Below are 17,924 nucleotides of genomic sequence, written 5' to 3'. Positions count from 1 at the left end.
ATGACCATTCCCGTTGCTGACCGGCACAGCGCGCTTTTCGAGCGCCTGTCTGGGGAGCTGCGCCCCAAGCTGCACCGTTACTGCGCCCGCATGACGGGCTCGGTCATCGACGGCGAGGACGTGCTGCAGGAGGCGCTGGCCAAGGCATTCCAGGCCTTGGCCGATGCCGGGCCGATCGCCAACCCGGAAGGGTGGCTGTTTCGCATCGCCCACAACACGGCGCTCGATTTCCTGCGCCGCCGCGCCCGTGAAAAGGTCCATTCCGATGAGGATCCGGACATGATCGTCGACCCGGCAAACCCTACCGTTGACCGTCAGGCCGCTTCTGCCGCGCTGCACACCTTCATGCGCCTTCCCGTGGCGCAGCGAAGCAGCGTCATCATGATGGATGTTCTCGGCTATTCGCTGCAGGAGATCAGCGCCACGCTCGATGCCAGCGTCCCGGCGATCAAGGCCGCGCTGCATCGCGGCCGGGGCCGGTTGCGCGAACTCGCTGACGAACAGGACGACCGCCCTGTTCCGAGATTGAGCGCTGCGGAACGTCTGCTGCTCGATGCTTACATCGATCGCTTCAACGCCCGCGATTTCGACGCGGTGCGCGACATGCTGGCCGATGAAGTCCGGCTCGAACTGGTGGCCAGGACGCGGTTGAACGGCCGCAAGGAAGTCGGCACCTATTTCAGCAACTATTCCCGCGTGCAGGACTGGTGCTTCGTGCCGGGGTTCGTCGAAGACAGGCCGGCAATCCTCGTCAGCGACGCCAACGACCCGGGCGCACGGCCCACCTATTTCATCCTGCTGGCCTGGCAAGACGGCAAGCTTGCCGCCATCCGCGACTTCCGCCACGCCCGCTATGCCGCGGACGGCGCCGAAATGTCCGTCCTATAAAAACGATTTCGGACAGCAAGACCCTACTGCCCTACTGCCCTACTGCCCTACTGCCCTACTCCAACGACTTCAACAGATTGTCGATCGTGAACGGATTGGCCTTTGGTTTCGCCGGCGGATTGTCGTTGGCCTGCGGCTGTGGCGCCCGATCGACTTTGGGCGCCGGTTCGGCGGCTTTCCGTTCGGCCTCCTGCCTTGCCTTTTCCTGCGAGGCGATGCGCTTTGCCTCTTCCACCTTCTGGCGCTCCTGCTCCGCCTGGGCCTTGGCCGCCTCGTCGGCGGCCTGCTGCTCAGCCGCGGCCTTGGCGTCGGCATCCGCCTTTGCCTTGGCGTCGGCATCCGCCTTGGCTTTCGCTTCGGCGTCGGCTTTCGCCTTCGCATCCGCTTCAGCTTTGGCATCCGCTTCAGCCTGGGCCTTGGCGTCGGCCTCCGCTTTCGCCTTGGCGTCCGCCTCGGCCTTCAGCCGCGCCGCTTCCTCCTGTTGGCGAAGTTCCTCGGCGGCCTTGTCGCGCGCATCCTGGAGTGCAGCGTAGTAGCGCACCTCGCGCCGCAGCCGCTGTTTCTCCAGCAGCGCCGCCTGCATCGCCTCGACGCGCTGCTGCTCCCTTTCCAGCGCCCGCTGGGTCAGGAACTGCGCCAGCGGCTCGCTGTCGAACTGCCGTTTGATGGCGCCGAGCGGGCCTTCGGCGGTGAAATTCATGACCGGCTCGGAACCGACCAGGGCCTCGTCGCCGGGCTTGTAGGTGATCGCGCCCTTGGCCGACACCGTGCTGGCGTTGAGATCGGCCGTGATATCGGCGGACAGGGTCGCCGCCGGATTTTCAAAACTGATCGGCGGCGCCCGCAGCGTGCCGCCGGCAACCGTGAAAGCAATCTCGGCATCCCCAGCGGCAAAGCTGCCGTCGGCGGCGATGTCAGGCGCGAAGCCGGCGGTCTTGGCCGCGTCGATGTCACGCCCGATCGCATCGGCCTTGGCAAGCAAAGCGCTGAACGCATCGGGATTGACGCCGGCGATCTGCAACCCCTTGAGCGTCGCCGTGCCGGAACCCGACAAAGCGGCGACCATCGCATCGACCGACTTGCCGCTGGTCGACAGCGCCGCCGAGAAATCGCTTTTGCCGCTGATGCCGGCATCCGGCAGCACGGTCCCCAAATCGGATCCGGCCAGTTTCATCTGGCCGCTGAAAAGCCCGGTGCCGTCATTGTTCTTCAATTCGAACAGGCCGGTCAGCACCCCGCCCAGGAGCTTGGCCTTGAGATCGGAAACGCGGATGCCTTCCTCGTCGAGCTTGAGCGAAAAGCCAGCGTCGTAAGCGGTGGCGAACGAGCCGGCGGCGAGTGCCGCTGTCGTCAGGTCGAGGTCGGCGGTGAACGGCAGGCTGGATTTCTGGCTGAAGGGCGCATCCGGCCAGGCGCCGCGCTTGTCGTCGGCCCCGCTCTTGTCAGCCCCGCCCTTGTCAGCAAGAAAGGCGGAATCGCCGAACAGCGCCACCGCCATCGGATCGAGGTCGAGTTCGTCGAGTGCCAGCGCGCCGGCCAGATGCGGCACGCCGTCCTTGACATCGACATTGACGTCGCCGGACACCGCAGCCTCGTTGATGGCGCCGCTGAGATTGTCGAGCACCAGCAGGCCGTTGCCGTAGTCGCCCTGCGCCGCGAGCGATGCCGACATGCCGGCGCCCATGCCCGGCAGGCCGATGCCCGATGTCATCAGCCAGGGTTCGATGTCGGCGGCGTCGAGGCTGAGCTTGCCCTTGGCGGTGGGCCCTTGCGGCGTGTCCGCCACGGTTCCCTCGAAGCCGGCCTTGAAGTCGTTGCCGGTGAGGCTGAAATTTGTCGCCAGGCCGCCACTGAGCGTGCCTTTGGCCTGGATATCGGTGCTGGCTTCGCCCAGCATGCCGAGCGGCAGCGCCGGCAGGCCGTAAAGCGCCAGGAGAGCGGTGGCGTCGGGATTTTTGGCGTTGAAGGTCAGCGTTACCGGCGCGTCGAGAAGATCGTCCATCGCCCCCTTCCCCGACAGCGAGGCCGAAAACGCCGAGCCGCCGGCCTTGCCCTGCCCGCTCACCGCCAGGCCCGTCGTGCCATCGCCATTGTCGGCGGCACTCGCCACGAGGTCGACGCGGGCATCCTGGAACAGGTCGGGATAGGCGGCCGCACGGCTTGCCAGGCCCTTCAGCACTGTGCTGTCCGGGTAATGCTGCGCGGCGACGTCGATCAGCGGCTTCAGATCGACGGCGACCACGGAAGCGTCCAGCTTGCCGGTCGGGCTCGCCGGGAAATCCTTGATCCGGCCCGTGGTGCTGATCGAGGCGCCGGCCAGCCCGCCCACCGACAGCCGGTCGATTTCGAGCAAGCCCTCGCGCAGCCTCAGCGCCGTGTCGACTGTGTCGGCGGTCAGCCCGCCGGCGCTGACCGGCCCGGCCTTGATCTGGAAATCGAGATCGCGGTCGGCGAAGCGGTTGGTGCCCTTGTCGCTGACGAAGATCGAGGCGAACGCCGCCAGCCCGTCGACATCGAGCTCGCCGCCATCGAGCCGCATCAGCACCGAGGGCCTGGCGTCGTCGGGCTGGCTGGAATCGATGCGTCCGGAAAACTTCGCCTTGCCCAGGATCAGTTCGAGGTCGCTGAAGGATTGATGGTTTTCCGAGAGATCGACCTTGGCCTTGAAGCCGGCGGCAGGCAGGCGGCGGATCGCCTCGTCGACATCCTTGGACAGCCAGGCGGCGAAGCCCGAGGGTTGCGCCACAGCAAGCAGCAACGAGCCGGTGAAGCCGAAATGGCTCTGCACGTTGAGCACCAGCATGCCATCGGCTTCCAGCGTGGTGCGGCCCGGCAGTGTCGCGGCAAGCGACTTTATCTTCCAGCCATCTTCGACCGGCTCGGCGGAAAGATGCACATCGCGCACCGTCGTGTCCCCGGCGACCACCGCCGGCAGCTTGACCTCGACCGTGCCGGGAATGGTCGGCTTCGGCAGATCGAGCAGCGCCTGCTCCAGCCCGGCAATGCGCTGGTCGAGCGTCAGGCCGGTGCCGGCCTGAGCGCCCACGGCCTCGTCGAACTGCACCTGCGCGCCATTGGCCTCAATGGCGAAGCTCGGCTTCTGGCCGAGGTCGACCGAGGCCTTGCCGTCGGCGGTGTAGGGATTGTCCAGCGGCCCCGTCTCGAAACGGAATTCGTCGACGCCGAGCTTCTGGTGGTCGAGCGAGAATTTGCCATTCAGCCGAAAACCCGGATCGGGCTTGCCGGTCGAGACTTTCACCGTTTCGCCATCGTTGCCGCGCAGCTCGGCGCTGTTCTTGTCGGCTCCATTCTTGTCGGAGGCAGCAATCTTGAACTGGCCTGAGTAGACGGCGGCGCCGTTGACGATGCCCGCATTGCCGTCCGTTTCGATCACCAGCGGATAGGCATCGGGGTCGGCCTTCAGGCGAATGCGCATTTGCCCGGAGGGTTCGGCCTTGCCGGTCGACGCAGCGACCGTGGTGCGCAACCCGTCCAGCCGCAACGTGCCGTCCAGGCGCCACGGACCGGCCAGCGACTCGGCCGAAATGGTCGAATTGATCTCGGAAAAGATGTGACTGCGCCCGCCGGCGGCATGGCGCAACTCGATCTGCCCTTCGGTCACCGTCAGCTTCTCGATCGAGATCTGGCTGGGGTTGAAGGGCGAGGACGGGCGCATGGCCCAGTCGACCGTGCCATCCCTGGCGATGTCGATGGTCGCCTTCGGCCGCACCAGCCGCATGTCGAAGATCAGCACCTCGCCGCGCAGGAAGGGCGCGAGTTCGGCATCCATCGAAAACGTCTCGACGGTCATGGCCGGCTGACCATTGGGGCCACCGGCGACGGCGACGTTGGAGAAGGTCACCGAAGGAAACGGCAACAGCCTTGCCGTGGCGTCGCCCTGCACGATCACCTTGCGGCCGAGGATGGCGCTCGCCTCACGTTCGAAATCGGCGCGGTAGCCGGTCCAGTCGATAAAATACGGCACCACCAGCGCCGCACACAGCACCAGCACGAACAGGCCACCGAAGATCACGAACAGGCGTGCGAGCATCAGCTCCGAACAGGTTGATTGAATTTCCGCCGCACTCTACCCGCATCCGCGTGTCGATAAAGAGGCAATTCTTCGAGTGTTGCGTCCTGTCGGGCGATCTGAAACAAATCCCGGAAAATACGGAGATTCTCGGATGTCGGGCAAGAACTGGGACCGCGTGCCGATCGACGCGCAGAGCGTCGATGCCCCGCTTTCGCAGTCGGCGATTTTTCTGGTCGTCACCGTCGCCGATGAACAGCCGGCTCTCGCCAGGGTTTGTTCCGCGCTCGGCGACCTTGACGACCTGGTCAAGAATGTCGGGTTCCGCGACCTTGGCGGCCGCCTGTCCTGCATCGCCGGCATTGGCCGCGCTCTCTGGGACCGCCTCAGCGCCGGCCGGCGGCCGCTGGAGCTGAAACCGTTCGCGCCGATCAAGGGAGCAGTCCATTCGGCCCCGTCGACACCGGGCGACCTGCTCTTCCACATCCGTGCCGAACGATCAGACATGTGCTTCGAGTTCGAGCGTATCCTGCTCGACAGGCTTGGCCCTGGTGTGACCGTCGTCGACGAAGTCACGGGCTTTCGCTATTTCGACGCCCGCGACCTGCTCGGTTTCGTCGACGGCACGGCCAACCCTACCGGCCTCGACCTGCCCGCCTCGGCACTGGTCGGCGACGAGGATGCCGGCTTTGCCGGCGGCAGCTATGTCGTCGTCCAGAAATACCTGCACGATCTCCAGGCCTGGGCGCGCATTCCAACGCCCGAGCAGGAGGCGATCATCGGCCGCACCAAGATCGACAACATCGAAATCGACGATGACGACGCGCCGCGCAAGTCCCACAAGTCGCTGGCCACCATCGAGGATGCCGACGGCAACGAGTACGATATATTGCGCGACAACATGCCGTTCGGCAGGCCGGGGCAGAACGAGTTCGGCACCTACTTCATCGGCTATTCCCGGTATCTCTGGGTCACCGAAAAGATGCTGCAGCGCATGTATCTCGGCGACCCGCCGGGCGCCTACGACCGGTTGCTCGATGTCTCCACACCACACACTGGCACGACCTTCTTCGCCCCGACACGACCCATGCTGCAGGCCCTTGTCCAGGGCGCGCAGGAGCAGCCTGCGGCCGCACGGTAACGCTCCGGATTCGGCGACCAGCGGGGCCAAATGGCTGCCCCTGCCATCGGGACTAGCTTCTTTGGAACGTGTCCGCGCTGGTCGACATCGAACGCCACCAATTCAGTTTTTCGATTTTCGCGGGTTGGCCCTCGCCGCTGGCCATTATCGCCGCATCCGAGACGACAAACCACAACGTCTCCATTTTTCCCTCCCGAAGGAGGCCGGTGTAGGAAACGACCGCATCCCCAACCGGCGTTTTCCCGCCGCCGGCAAAACTGATGCAGTCGCCGCGGTGGACGCCCAAAATCGGAATTTCCTGGCCATGGAATCCGCTATCCGGCAGCGCGGTTCGAAACGATCCCGATATACGGTTGTCCGCATCATCGGTGATCTCGACAATGGACCCGTATTGATTCTTCCAGACGCCTTTCCATTTCATGGGAGGCCGCTCCGCTTTGACGATATCCGTTGGTTGCCGCAACGGGAAAACCGGGAATCGGTTCCGAAGGTGCAGGCGGTTCCACTGTGCGCCCGATCTCGACTCGAAGCGTGGTTCGGTCAAAGACAAAGCCGCATGCGAACCTTGCGTCGAAGGACTGGCTAGTCTCGCGGCAATATCTTGCCCGGATTCATGATGTTTTGCGGATCAAGCGCCTGCTTGATGGTGCGCATAATGTCCACGCCGTGGCCGAGTTCGTGGCGCAGGAAGCCGATCTTGCCCTGGCCGATGCCATGTTCGCCGGTGCAGGTGCCATCCATGGCGATGGCCCGCATGTTGAGCCGCGCGACGAATTTCTCCGACAGCGCGATCTCCTTGGGGTCGTTCACATCCATCAGCACCAGCACGTGGAAATTGCCGTCGCCGGCATGGCCGACAATCGGCGCGATCAGCCCCATCTCGGCGATGTCGGCTTCCGTTTCGGTAACACATTCGGCAAAGCGCGAGATCGGCACGCAGACATCGGTCGACAGCCCCTTGGCGCCCGGCCGCAATGTGAGCGACGACCAGTAGGCGTCGTGCCTCGCTTTCCACAGTTTCGTCCGCTCCTCGGCGACGCTGGTCCACAGGAAGGGTCCGCCGCCATTTTCCTCCGCGATCATGCCGAAGGTTTCGGCCTGCTCCGCGACGCCGGCATCGCTGCCGTGGAATTCGACGAACAGACACGGGCTTTCCGGATAATCGAGCTTCGAATAAATCTTCATCGCCCGCATCTGCAGTGCATTGACCAGTTCGATGCGCGCCACCGGAATGCCCATCTGGATGGTCGCGATGACGGCGTTGCAGGCCGACTCGACGCTCGGAAACGGGCAGACGCCGCCCGAGATCGCCTGCGGAATGCCTTGCAGCTTCAAAGTCAGAGAGGTGATGATGCCGAGCGTGCCTTCCGAGCCGACCAAGAGCCGCGTCAAATCATAGCCGGCAGAACTCTTCTTCGCTCTTTTGCCCGTGGTCACCGTCTCGCCGTCGGCCATGACGGCGGTCAGCGACAGCACGTTCTCGCGCATCGTGCCATAGCGCACGGCGTTGGTGCCGGACGCCCGCGTCGCGGCCATGCCGCCGAGCGAGGCATTGGCGCCCGGATCGATCGGAAAGAACAGGCCGGTGTCGCGCAGATGCCGGTTGAGATCCTCGCGCGTCACCCCGGGCTCGACCGTGCAGTCGAGATCCTGCGGATTGACCGCAAGAATGCGGTTCATGCGCGACGTATCGACCGAGATGCCGCCGCCCGGTGCATTGGTGTGGCCCTCCAGCGACGAACCGACGCCGAAGGCGATCACCGGCACGCGGTGGGCGGCACAGGCCCGTACGATCTCCTGCACTTCGGCCGCCGTCTCCGGAAAAGCGACGCCGTCCGGCGCCTGCGTCGGGAGATAGGTGGTGGTGTGCGCGTGCTGCGAGCGGATGGCCTCGCCGGTCTGGAAGCGCTCGCCGAGCCGCTGCTTGAGGATGCCGAGCACCGCCGCGATGCCTTCCTCGTTGCGTTCGACGGGATTGAGGTCGCTCAGAGCCATGAATTCCTCCGCGAATGGACCAGTGTCCACGCTTGTTATGCGATTATGGATGCGTAGTCTCCGTAGCCACGCTCTGTCCAGCGCCAGAACAAGGAAGTTTCCATGTCCATCCCAGCCCCCTTCGTCTCCAGGCCCATGGACATCGAAAAAGACTGGATCGACTACAACGGCCATCTCAACATGGCCTACTACAACGTGCTGTTCGACCGCTGCTCGGACGAGGCCTTCGAGGCGATGGGCATGGGGCTGGACTATGTGAAAGACCGGCGGCTCACCATCTACACCGCCGAAGTCCATGTCTGCTACGTGCAGGAGCTGCATCTGGAGCACAAGGTCCAGGTCTCCTTCCAGCTGATCGATCATGACGAGAAGCGGCTCAGGGCCTATCAGGAAATCCGCCATGTCGACGGCTGGCTCGCCGCCACCTCCGAAACCTTGTCGCTGCATGTCGACATGTCGGGGCCGAAGGTCGCGCCCTTCCCCGCCGATGTGCTGGCCAAGGTCGAAGCCATGCGCGCCGCGCATTCGGTGCTGCCGATGCCGGAGCGTGCCGGCCGCTCGATCGGGATCAAGCGCAAATAGGGCGAGCTGACACTGTCACCGCGTCCAGCGAATTGGGCATCAAAGCCACACCGGCAGCTCAAAATGGAAGAACCTGCAAATCGGCTGGCGCCGGTTCTTGAAGCAGCCTCGCCACGGCGTTAACCTTACCGAGGTTTTAACGGGAACAAGCCAATTGGGCCGTTGAACGACTCAGCGGAGCGGCAGAAAAGGTCCGCACGGGTTGTTATACGGGCGGCGGGCGGAGCCGGTTCGAGGAACGTGCATGAAAACCGACATCAAGGTCGAGGTGGACAGGCTGGCCGCCGATCCGCGCATCACCGACTATGATTTCTGGCGTTCGCTCAAGAACGTCGACAACGAGATCTTCCATATCGCCAACAACAACGAGCCGATCCCGTTCGACATGATCCGCTGGCGCAGCATTCTGAAGCGCGCCCGCCTGAAGCGCGGGCATGCTTAGCACCGATGGGTAGGCATCCCGGCTACCATTTTCGATAGGTCAGTGCTGCCCCTCATCGCCCTGCCGGGCACTTCTCCCCGTATAGTGACGGGGAGAAGGACGCTGTCACCGGCAGCTTCGCCAATCACCAGCATTGCAGAACAAGCGCCGACATTGCGGCCAGCCCCTTCTCCCCGTCACTATACGGGAAGAAGATGCCGGCAGGCAGATGAGGGGCGGCGCAACCCATCAACAAGCATCTCGAATTGCGCCCCGGTCTACGCCGATCTTTTGATCGCAGCCAGCGGCGAGCGCGCCACCACCGGCGACGACTGGATGATGGCCGTGTTGGTCATCGCGTAGGGGATGATCCGGTCGATCACCCGTTCGAGCTCCGTTACCGAGCCGACATGCGCGAGCGCAATGAAACAGTCCTCGCCGGTCACCCGGTCGCATTGCGCGATCTCCGGCAGCTCGCGGATGATGTCGGCCACGACGGACAGTTGCCCCGGTACCGGGCGGATGCGCAGCCACGCCGACAGCTTGAGGCCGAGCGCCGCCGGGTTGATCTTGACGCTGTAGGCTTCGATGACACCGTTCTCCTGCAGCCGCTTGATGCGCTCGGCGACGCTTGGCGCCGACAGCCCGACCGAACGCGCCAGCTCCGCCGTGCTGGCGCGGGCATCCTTTTCCAGCAGGCGCAGGATCTTCATATCAGCGGCGTCGAGATCGACATTTTCAGTTCGAAGGCGTTTCACTAAAAACTCCTTGCCTCCAGAAAGGAGATGGCAAAATAGCCCGATCATCATCCATATAAAATCGAAAAATCGCCTGCGATAGTGATCCAATGAACGATCGATCGCAAGCCCACCCCGCAACCCCTGCGCCCGGCGGCCCCGTGCTCGACCACATGGCGGCAAAACTTCCGCCGCATGTCTGGTTCGGCGTCAGCGCCGTCTTCCACTATCTCGGCCCGGCTTTCGCGGTGCTGCTTTTCCCGCATGTCGGCGTGCTCGGCATGGCGTGGCTGCGCATCGCCACCGCCGCGCTGGTCTTCGCGCCGCTGACGCGCCCGTGGCGGACCTTCGCCCGCGCCGATCCCCCGGCGCGGCTGCTGTTGCTGGCCTTCGGCGCTTGCCTGGCGGTGATGAACTGCGCGTTCTACCTGGCGCTCGACCGGTTGCCGATCTCGCTGGTGGCGGCGATCGAATTCGTCGGCACCATCGGCGTCGCGCTGGTCGGCCTCAGGAGCGTCCGCAACCTGGCCGCCCTGACGACAGCCGTTACCGGCACCTTGCTGCTGATCGACGTGAAGTGGTCCAGCGATCCGCTCGGGCTGTTCTGGGCCTTCCTCAATGGCGCGCTCTTTGTCGGCTACATCGTGCTCGGCCACCGCGTCGCCCGCGCCGGCGCCGGTGACGGCATAGCGGGCCTGGGAGCAGCCATGGCAGTCGCCTTCTTGGTCGTGCTTCCGATCGGCTTTACCGACGCGCTGCCCGCCTTCTTCTCGCCGCTGCTGCTCATCGCCGCCATCGGCGTCGGCATCTGTTCCTCGGTCATTCCCTACATCTGCGATCAGCTCGCCATGTCGCAGCTGCCGCGTTCGAGCTTTGCGCTGATGCTGTCGCTGCTCCCGGTCACGGCAACGCTGATCGGCGTCATCGTGCTGCGCCAGATACCCGGCTTCAGCGATTGTGTTGGCATCGCGCTGGTGGTCGCCGGCGTCGCCTTCCACAAGCCGGCGAGGACGGATTAGACGCCCAATGCCAGTTTTTGCTTGAGGCCAGTTTTTGCTTCAGGCCAGTTTTTGCTTCAGGCCAGTTTCTCCTTCAGAAAGGCGATCGTCCGGCCCCAGGCGAGATCGGCAGCCTTCTTGTCGTAGCGCGCCGCCGAAGTGTCGTTGTTGAAGGCATGGTTGGCGCCTTCATAGACATAAACAGTGTATTCGACATGCGCGGCATCGAGTTCCTTCTTGAAAGCGTCGATGCCGGCATTGGTGCGATCGTCGAGCCCGGCATAGTGCAGCAGCAATGCCGCCTTGATCTTCGACACGTCCGCGGCCTTCGGCTGCATGCCGTAATAGGCGACGCTGGCGGCAAGGTCGGGGGCATTGACGGCCAGCATGTTGGCGGTGCCGCCGCCCCAGCAGAAGCCGATGGCGCCGACCTTGCCGTTGCCGTCCTTGTCGGCCTTGAGGAAGGCGACGGTGGCAACGCCGTTGGCGACGGTCTGTGCCGGGTCGAGCGTGGTGAACATGTCGCGCGCCTTGTCCTCGTCGGCGGGCGTGCCGCCGAGCGGCGACAGGAAATCGGGCGCCAGCGCCACGAACCCTTCCAGCGCCACGCGCCGGGCAACGTCGCGGATATGCGGGTTGAGCCCCCTGTTTTCATGGATGACGATGACGGTGCCGACCTTGCCTGTCTGGTTTGCCGGTCTGACCAGATAGCCCTTCATCTCGCCGCCGCTGCCGGGATAGGTGATGTCCTCGCCTTTCACGCGGGCATCATTTTCGGCAACGATCGCCGCCTGGGCGGAGTTCGCGGCCAAAAGCGGCGCGATCGCGGCCGCCGCCGCACCCGACCCGGCAAGCCTGCTCAGTTGTTCCATGAAGCGGCGGCGGTCGAGCGTCAGATGCGTGTATTCGTCATAGGCGTCGATCATCGCCTGGGTGATCACGGGTGTGGTGGTGACGTCGGTCATGGCGCACTCCTCCGGGCTGGACTGTCCCTGCCGTCCGCAAGATAGGGGCCAGCCTCTCATCGTCCAGTCACGGGACAGTGACATCGGTCCGCCCAGCGATCGGCGCCCAGACGACGGATCTCATCTCTCATCACGTTTTTGTCATCATCGACAATCTTGGTGGCGCTGCCACAATAGTAGGGGAAACTGGCTGATCGGCCGCCCGATGGCGCGGCCTGGAGGAAACGATGATCATGCCGACCCTTGCAACCGCCTTCATGATTGCCGCCGCCGCCATACTGGCGATGCGCGCGACAATTGTCGTGGCGAGCCACAAGTCGATGGTCAAGAAGTCCATGGTCAAGGTTCGCAGCCAGCGCTATCCGGCAAACACGAAAAACCCAAGGTTGAGGTGAAGTCATGGACGTACAGGACATCGTGAACACCGTTTCGCAGAAGGCGGGTCTCGACCAGGCAACGACGGAAAAAGTCGTCGGCACCATTTTCTCGGTGCTCGAGCATGAGGCGGAAGGCACCAGCGCCTCGTCATTCTTCGCCAAGATCCCGGGCGCCGATGCACTGGCGCAGAAATATGACGTCATGGCCGCCGCGCCTGCCGGCGGCGGTGGCGGCTTCCTGTCGTCGCTGCAGGGCGCGCTTGGCGGCGTCCTCGGCGAAAAGGCCGGCGCGCTGGTCAACGGCCTCGCCGCGCTCAAGGCATCCGGCCTCGACATGGCGCAAATCCAGAAGGCCGGCGAAACGCTGGTCCAGCAGGCCGAAGCCGCCGCTGGCCCCGATTTGACCAATCAGGTGCTCGGCTCGGTGCCCAGCCTGAAGGGCCATTTGGGGCTCGGCTAGCACCAACGATTTGGTGCAGCCCGCCTCTACTTCGGCAGCGCGTAGGCCATCACGTAATCCCCGGGCTTGGTGCCGACCGAGCCGTGGCCGCCGGCGACGATGACCACGAACTGGCGCCCGTCCGCCACCGTATAGGTCATCGGCGTCGATTGGCCGCCCGCCGGCAGCCGTGCCTGCCAGAGCTGCTTGCCCGATGTCAAATCATAGGCGCGCAGATAATCGTCCACCGCGGCACCCAGGAAGGCGACGCCGCCGGCGGTGATCATCGGCCCGCCAATGCCAGGCACCCCGACCTTCAGCGGCAGCGGCAACGGCGTCATGTCGTAGACGGTGCCGTTGCGGTGCTTGTAGGCGATCGCGCCGGTCCTGAGATCGACGCCGGCGACATAGCCCCAGGGCGGCGCCTGGCAGGGAATGCCGAGCGGCGACAGGAACGGTCCCATCACCACCGCATAGGAAGCGCCGTCATTGCGGTTCAGCCCCTGCTCGCTGCCCTTGGTGTCGTCGCCCGGCGCCGGCACGTCCGCGCGCGGAACAAGTCTCGACGTGAAGGCGAGATAGGTCGGCATGCCGAACATCACCTGCCGCACCGGATCGACCGCGACGCCACCCCAGTTGAAGGTGCCGAAATTGCCGGGATAGACCAGCGATCCCTGCAGCGAGGGCGGCGTGTAGCGGCCTTCATAGCGCAATTTGTGGAAAGCGATCCGGCACGCCAGCTGGTCGAACATGGTGATGCCCCACATGTCGGCATCGGTCAGCGGCTTCGGGTTGAAGGAGAGGTCCGACGCCGGCTGGGTCGGCGATGTGTGGTCGCCTTCGATGGCGCCGCCTGGCGCCGGCACTTCCTTGACCGCGATCACCGGCTCGCCGCTGCGCCGGTCGAGCACATAGAGATCGCCCTGCTTGGTCGGCCCGACCAGCGCCGGCACGATCGAGCCGTCGGCCTTGGTGATGTCGATCAGGGTCGGCTGCGCCGGCACGTCCATGTCCCACAGGTCGTGATGCACGGTCTGCCGCACCCATTTCAACTGTCCGGTGTTGAGGTCGAGCGCGGTGATCGAGGAGGAGAACTTCTCGACATTGTCGCTGCGGCCCATGCCGAGTTGGTCCGGCGTCTGGTTGCCGAGCGGCACATAGAGCAGGCCGAGCTTCTCGTCGGCGCTCGGCGTCGACCACATGTTGGGCGAGTTGGCGGTGTAGGTCTGGCCGGGCGCCAGCGGCGTCGTCTGGTCCGGATTGCCGGAATCCCAGTTCCACAGCAGTTTGCCGGTGGCGGCATCATAGGCGCGGATGACGCCGGACGGCTCCTGCGTCGAATAATTGTCGTTGACCGCGCCGCCGACGATGATCTTGCCGCCCGCGATCAGCGGCGCCGAAGTCGAGTAATAATAGCCCGACTTCGGGTACGGCATCCCGGTCAGAAGGTTGAGCGTGCCGCCCTCGGCGAAGGCGGGGCAGACCTGCCCGTTGGCGGCGTCGAGCGCGATCAGCCGCGCGTCGGAGGTCGGCAGGTATACGCGGGTCGCGCAAGGCTGGCCAGCGGAACCGGCGGCATCGGCATAATAGGATACGCCACGGCAGGTCTGGTGCTGGCGATCCTTGTCGAGCTTAATCTTGGGATCGTAGCGCCATTTTTCCTTGCCGGTCGCCGCATCGACCGCGATGGCGAAATTGTGCGGCGTGCAGATGTAGAGCGTGTCGCCGACTTTCAGCGGCGTGACCTGATAGGTGGTCTCGCCAACATCGTCAGGCCCCTTTACGTCGCCGGTCCGGTAGGTCCAGGCTGGCTTCAGGTTGGCGACATTGTCCGGCGTGATCTGGTCGAGCGGGGAATAGCGCTGGCCGAATTGCGTGCGGCCGTAATAGTGCCACTCGCCGGCCGGCACATCGCCGCCAAGATTGGCGTTGGGGGTCACCTTATCGGTGTCGAGCGCGCCGGCGATGTCCTTGGGGTCCGTGGTCATCGAATAGCCGGCCACCGCCAGCGACGCCAGCACCGCCAGGATCAGCGGTGCGCGCCCGTCGGGACCGGCAAGCCCCCGCCTCGCCCAGGGCGTCAGCAGCCACAGCGCCACCAGCACGATGATGCCGCCGCGCGGGCCGAGTTCCCACCAGTCGAAGCCGATTTCCCAGACCGCCCAGGCCAGCGTGCCGATCACGATCGCCGCATAGAGCCACAGTGCCGTGGAGCGGCGCCGGTAGAGCAGCCAGGCGGCGATCAGGAAGGCGAGACCGGCGATGATGTAGTACCAACTGCCGCCCAGCGAAGCCAACCAGATGCCGCCGGCGCCAAGCGCCAGGCCAAGCAGAAAAAGAACGAGGGAGGTGATGGTGACAGCCAAGATGATACTCCTTCGACTGTTCGCGCTGCGTGGCGCGGCCATGGGCAACCCGGCATTGCGTTCACGCCCGGAACACAACTTTCCTCCGCCCGCCCCGCCTGTCAAGCTTGAGCCATGCGGCGTGATAGGGGCTATCTCCCCTGCTGCAAACGCTGGGCAGGCCGATCGTCCGTTGGCTAGGCGGCCGGATAAGCCACTTTACCGGGAACAAAACGTAGACACTTCTGGTCTTTCCCTCCCGAATCACTACATTCGGGGGGAAGATGTCCGGCTTTTCCGAAGACATGCCCTTTTTCGACGAACCCAATGCGCGGCCCACGGCCCCGTCGGGCATTGCCGCGCGCGCCATGGCTGCCCGCAGCGGCCACAACAACGCGCCCGACTATCTCAAGGGTTTGAATCCCGAACAGCGGCTGGCGGTGGAAACCACCGAAGGCCCGGTTCTGGTGCTGGCCGGCGCCGGCACCGGCAAGACCCGCGTGCTGACCACCCGCATCGCCCACATCCTCGCCACCGGCAAAGCCTTCCCTCCGCAGATCCTCGCGGTGACCTTCACCAACAAGGCCGCGCGCGAGATGAAACAGCGCATCGGCATCCTGATCGGCGAAGGCAATGTCGAGGGCATGCCGTGGCTCGGCACCTTCCACTCGATCGGCGTGAAACTGCTGCGCCGCCACGCCGAGCTTGCCGGCCTGAGATCCGACTTTACCATCCTCGACACCGACGACGTCGTGCGGCTGATCAAGCAGCTGATCCAGGCCGAGGGCCTGGACGACAAGCGCTGGCCGGCCAAGCAGTTCGCCCAGATGATCGACGGCTGGAAGAACAAGGGCCAAGGTCCGGCCGACATCGCCGAGGGCGACGCGCGCGCCTTCGCCAACGGCAAGGGCCGTGAGCTCTACAAGGCCTATCAAGAACGCCTGCAGACGCTGAACGCCTGCGATTTCGGCGATCTTCTGTGCCATCCGATCCGCATCTTCCGCGCCAATCCGGACGTGCTGAAGGACTATCACAGGCGCTTCAAATACATCCTCGTCGACGAATACCAGGACACCAACACCGCCCAGTACATGTGGCTGCGGCTCTTGGCGCAGCGGCCGCAATCCTCCCCCCTCGAGGGGGAGGTGCCCGCGAAGCGGGCGGAGGGGGTCGCCGCAGAAGGCACCGCTGCAGCGTCGCGCACTGCCGCGAGGACCCCACCCGACCGGGCTTCGCCCGGCCACCCTCCCCTCAAGGGGGAGGGAAATCCGCGTCCGGCCACCGTAAACATCTGCTGCGTCGGCGATGACGACCAGTCGATCTATGGCTGGCGCGGCGCCGAGGTGGACAACATCCTGCGCTTCGACAAGGATTTTCCCGGCGCCACCATCATCAGGCTGGAGCGCAACTACCGCTCCACCGCGCACATCCTGGGTGCGGCCTCCCATCTCATCGCCCACAATGAGGGCCGCTTCGGCAAGACGCTGTTCACCGATCGCAACGATCCCGAGGACGGCAAAGTCAACGTCCACGCCGCCTGGGATTCCGAGGAGGAAGCCCGCGCCATCGGCGAGACGATCGAGGCCTACCAGCGCCAGAAGCACAACCTCAACGACATGGCGATCCTTGTCCGCGCGTCTTTCCAGATGCGTGCCTTCGAGGACCGCTTCATCACGCTCGGCCTCAACTACCGCGTCATCGGCGGTCCGCGTTTCTACGAGCGCATGGAAATCCGCGACGCACTGGCCTTCTTCCGCGTCGTCGCCAATGGCGGCGACGACCTCGCCTTCGAGCGCATCGTCAACGTGCCCAAGCGCGGGCTGGGTGAAGCCACCATTCGCCAGATCCACGACACGGCGCGCGCGCTGCGCATCCCGATGCTGGAGGCTGCCGCCAACCTCGCCGAAAGCGACGAACTGAAGCCGAAACCGCGCGCCGCGCTGCGCGAGGTCGCCGCCAATTTCGAACGCTGGCAGAAGGCGCTGGAAACCACGCCGCATACCGAACTCGCCGAGACCATTCTCGAAGAGAGCGGCTACACCGACATGTGGAAGAACGACCGCTCGGCCGAAGCCCCCGGCCGGCTGGAGAACCTCAAGGAATTGGTCCGCTCGATGGAGGAGTACGAGTCGCTGCGCTCCTTCCTCGAGCATGTCGCGCTTGTCATGGATGCCGAGCAGAATGCCGGGCTCGACGCCGTCTCGATCATGACGCTGCATTCGGCCAAGGGCCTCGAATTCGAGACCGTCTTCCTGCCCGGCTGGGAGGAAGGCCTGTTCCCGCACCAGCGCGCGCTCGACGAAGGCGGCCGTTCAGGGCTGGAGGAAGAGCGGCGGCTGGCCTATGTCGGGCTGACGCGGGCCAAGAAGAACCTGCATATCTGGTTCGTCTCTAACCGCCTCATCCACGGCCTGTGGCAATCGACCATCCCGTCGCGCTTCCTCGAGGAACTGCCGAACTCCCATGTCGAGATCGCCGAAGCCGGCAATTCCTACGGCGGCTATGGCAATCCCTATGGCGGCGGCTCGTTCGCGGCGGGCCGGGGCGGCGGCCAGGGAGCAGGAAGGCAGAACCCCTACGGCGCCTCGCGCTTCGACAATGTCGGTGCCAACACCGAAAAATCCGGCGCCTTCTCAAACACCTATTCGACGCCGGGCTGGCAGCGCGCGCAGGCCAATCGCACCGAGGCGACCGACCGCAACTGGGGCACGCGCTCCGGCCATCAGGTCGAGCGCATCGGCTATGGCGAGACCGACAGTGGCTACGGCGCCGGCCGCACCTCGGTCAAGGGCCGCACCATCGACGGCGAACTGGTCGCCAAATCCGTCTCCGACACGCCCTCCGCCTTCAGCGTCGGCGACCGCGTCTTCCACCAGAAATTCGGCAACGGCAACATTGCGGCCATCGAAGGCAACAAGCTGACCATCGACTTCGACAAGGCCGGCCAAAAGCGCGTGCTGGACGGGTTTGTCGCGGCGGTGTGAGACGCGCCCAACCGGCGGCAGC

Annotated in this window: 14 protein-coding genes; 8 read left to right on the top strand and 6 right to left on the bottom strand. The window is 64.8% G+C overall.

Annotation, left to right across the window (positions count from 1 at the left end; genetic code table 11):
* Window positions 1–888 carry a sigma-70 family RNA polymerase sigma factor gene (locus tag FJ978_RS27140; RefSeq protein WP_140575581.1) on the top strand — a complete coding sequence of 296 codons (888 nt, stop codon included), beginning with the start codon at window positions 1–3 and terminating at the stop codon, window positions 886–888.
* A gap of 55 nt (window positions 889–943) precedes the next feature.
* Here FJ978_RS27140 and FJ978_RS27135 read toward each other — a convergent pair whose 3' ends face one another.
* The gene (locus FJ978_RS27135) at window positions 944–4,939 is read right to left on the bottom strand and encodes an AsmA-like C-terminal region-containing protein (RefSeq protein WP_140575579.1); all 3,996 of its coding nucleotides are present in this window, start codon (window positions 4,937–4,939) and stop codon (window positions 944–946) included.
* A 133-nt stretch (window positions 4,940–5,072) separates the two neighbouring features.
* Between FJ978_RS27135 and FJ978_RS27130 the strand changes: the two genes are divergently transcribed.
* Window positions 5,073–6,059, top strand: coding sequence for a Dyp-type peroxidase (locus tag FJ978_RS27130; RefSeq protein WP_140575576.1), 987 nt, complete (start codon window positions 5,073–5,075; stop codon window positions 6,057–6,059).
* A gap of 52 nt (window positions 6,060–6,111) precedes the next feature.
* Here FJ978_RS27130 and FJ978_RS27125 read toward each other — a convergent pair whose 3' ends face one another.
* Both FJ978_RS27125 and FJ978_RS27120 read right to left on the bottom strand, forming a co-directional pair.
* Window positions 6,112–6,480, bottom strand: a complete 369-nt coding sequence (locus FJ978_RS27125; protein WP_140575571.1) for an avidin/streptavidin family protein — start codon at window positions 6,478–6,480, stop codon at window positions 6,112–6,114.
* 161 nt (window positions 6,481–6,641) lie between these two features.
* Window positions 6,642–8,054 carry an FAD-linked oxidase C-terminal domain-containing protein gene (locus tag FJ978_RS27120; protein WP_140575567.1) on the bottom strand — a complete coding sequence of 471 codons (1,413 nt, stop codon included), beginning with the start codon at window positions 8,052–8,054 and terminating at the stop codon, window positions 6,642–6,644.
* A 102-nt stretch (window positions 8,055–8,156) separates the two neighbouring features.
* Between FJ978_RS27120 and FJ978_RS27115 the strand changes: the two genes are divergently transcribed.
* On the top strand, window positions 8,157–8,636 hold the full coding sequence (locus tag FJ978_RS27115; RefSeq protein WP_140575563.1) for a thioesterase family protein: 480 nt from the start codon (window positions 8,157–8,159) through the stop codon (window positions 8,634–8,636).
* Window positions 8,637–8,880: 244 nt separating this feature from the next.
* Window positions 8,881–9,078: a hypothetical protein gene (locus tag FJ978_RS27110; RefSeq protein WP_013894716.1), complete on the top strand. Its 198-nt coding sequence runs from the start codon at window positions 8,881–8,883 to the stop codon at window positions 9,076–9,078.
* Between the two features lie 257 nt (window positions 9,079–9,335).
* On the opposite strand, the gene FJ978_RS27100 is transcribed toward FJ978_RS27110, so the two are convergent.
* Complete coding sequence (locus FJ978_RS27100) at window positions 9,336–9,815, bottom strand: Lrp/AsnC family transcriptional regulator (protein ID WP_140575560.1); 480 nt, start codon at window positions 9,813–9,815, stop codon at window positions 9,336–9,338.
* A gap of 89 nt (window positions 9,816–9,904) precedes the next feature.
* On the opposite strand from FJ978_RS27100, the gene FJ978_RS27095 reads away from it, so the two are divergent.
* The gene (locus FJ978_RS27095) at window positions 9,905–10,813 is read left to right on the top strand and encodes a DMT family transporter (protein WP_140575557.1); all 909 of its coding nucleotides are present in this window, start codon (window positions 9,905–9,907) and stop codon (window positions 10,811–10,813) included.
* Window positions 10,814–10,869: 56 nt separating this feature from the next.
* On the opposite strand, the gene FJ978_RS27090 is transcribed toward FJ978_RS27095, so the two are convergent.
* Window positions 10,870–11,757, bottom strand: coding sequence for a dienelactone hydrolase family protein (locus FJ978_RS27090; RefSeq protein WP_140575553.1), 888 nt, complete (start codon window positions 11,755–11,757; stop codon window positions 10,870–10,872).
* A gap of 233 nt (window positions 11,758–11,990) precedes the next feature.
* Here FJ978_RS27090 and FJ978_RS32885 point away from each other — a divergent pair, with 233 nt between their 5' ends.
* Window positions 11,991–12,152, top strand: coding sequence for a hypothetical protein (locus FJ978_RS32885; protein ID WP_181176847.1), 162 nt, complete (start codon window positions 11,991–11,993; stop codon window positions 12,150–12,152).
* A 4-nt stretch (window positions 12,153–12,156) separates the two neighbouring features.
* A complete protein-coding gene (locus FJ978_RS27085; protein ID WP_013894711.1) occupies window positions 12,157–12,594 on the top strand; it encodes a hypothetical protein in 438 nt (145 codons plus the stop codon).
* A 26-nt stretch (window positions 12,595–12,620) separates the two neighbouring features.
* Here FJ978_RS27085 and FJ978_RS27080 read toward each other — a convergent pair whose 3' ends face one another.
* Complete coding sequence (locus FJ978_RS27080) at window positions 12,621–14,939, bottom strand: glucose/quinate/shikimate family membrane-bound PQQ-dependent dehydrogenase (protein WP_140575548.1); 2,319 nt, start codon at window positions 14,937–14,939, stop codon at window positions 12,621–12,623.
* Window positions 14,940–15,202: 263 nt separating this feature from the next.
* On the opposite strand from FJ978_RS27080, the gene FJ978_RS27075 reads away from it, so the two are divergent.
* Entirely contained in the window at window positions 15,203–17,902 is a 2,700-nt protein-coding gene (locus tag FJ978_RS27075) for a UvrD-helicase domain-containing protein (protein ID WP_140575543.1), read from the top strand.
* Window positions 17,903–17,924 lie beyond the last annotated feature (22 nt).

Origin of the sequence: Mesorhizobium sp. B1-1-7, assembly GCF_006442705.1 — a bacterium.
GTDB classification, from domain to species: domain Bacteria; phylum Pseudomonadota; class Alphaproteobacteria; order Rhizobiales; family Rhizobiaceae; genus Mesorhizobium; species Mesorhizobium opportunistum.
The sequence above is the reverse complement of the archived record's forward strand: the minus strand, read 5'-3'. Positions and strand labels throughout refer to the sequence as shown.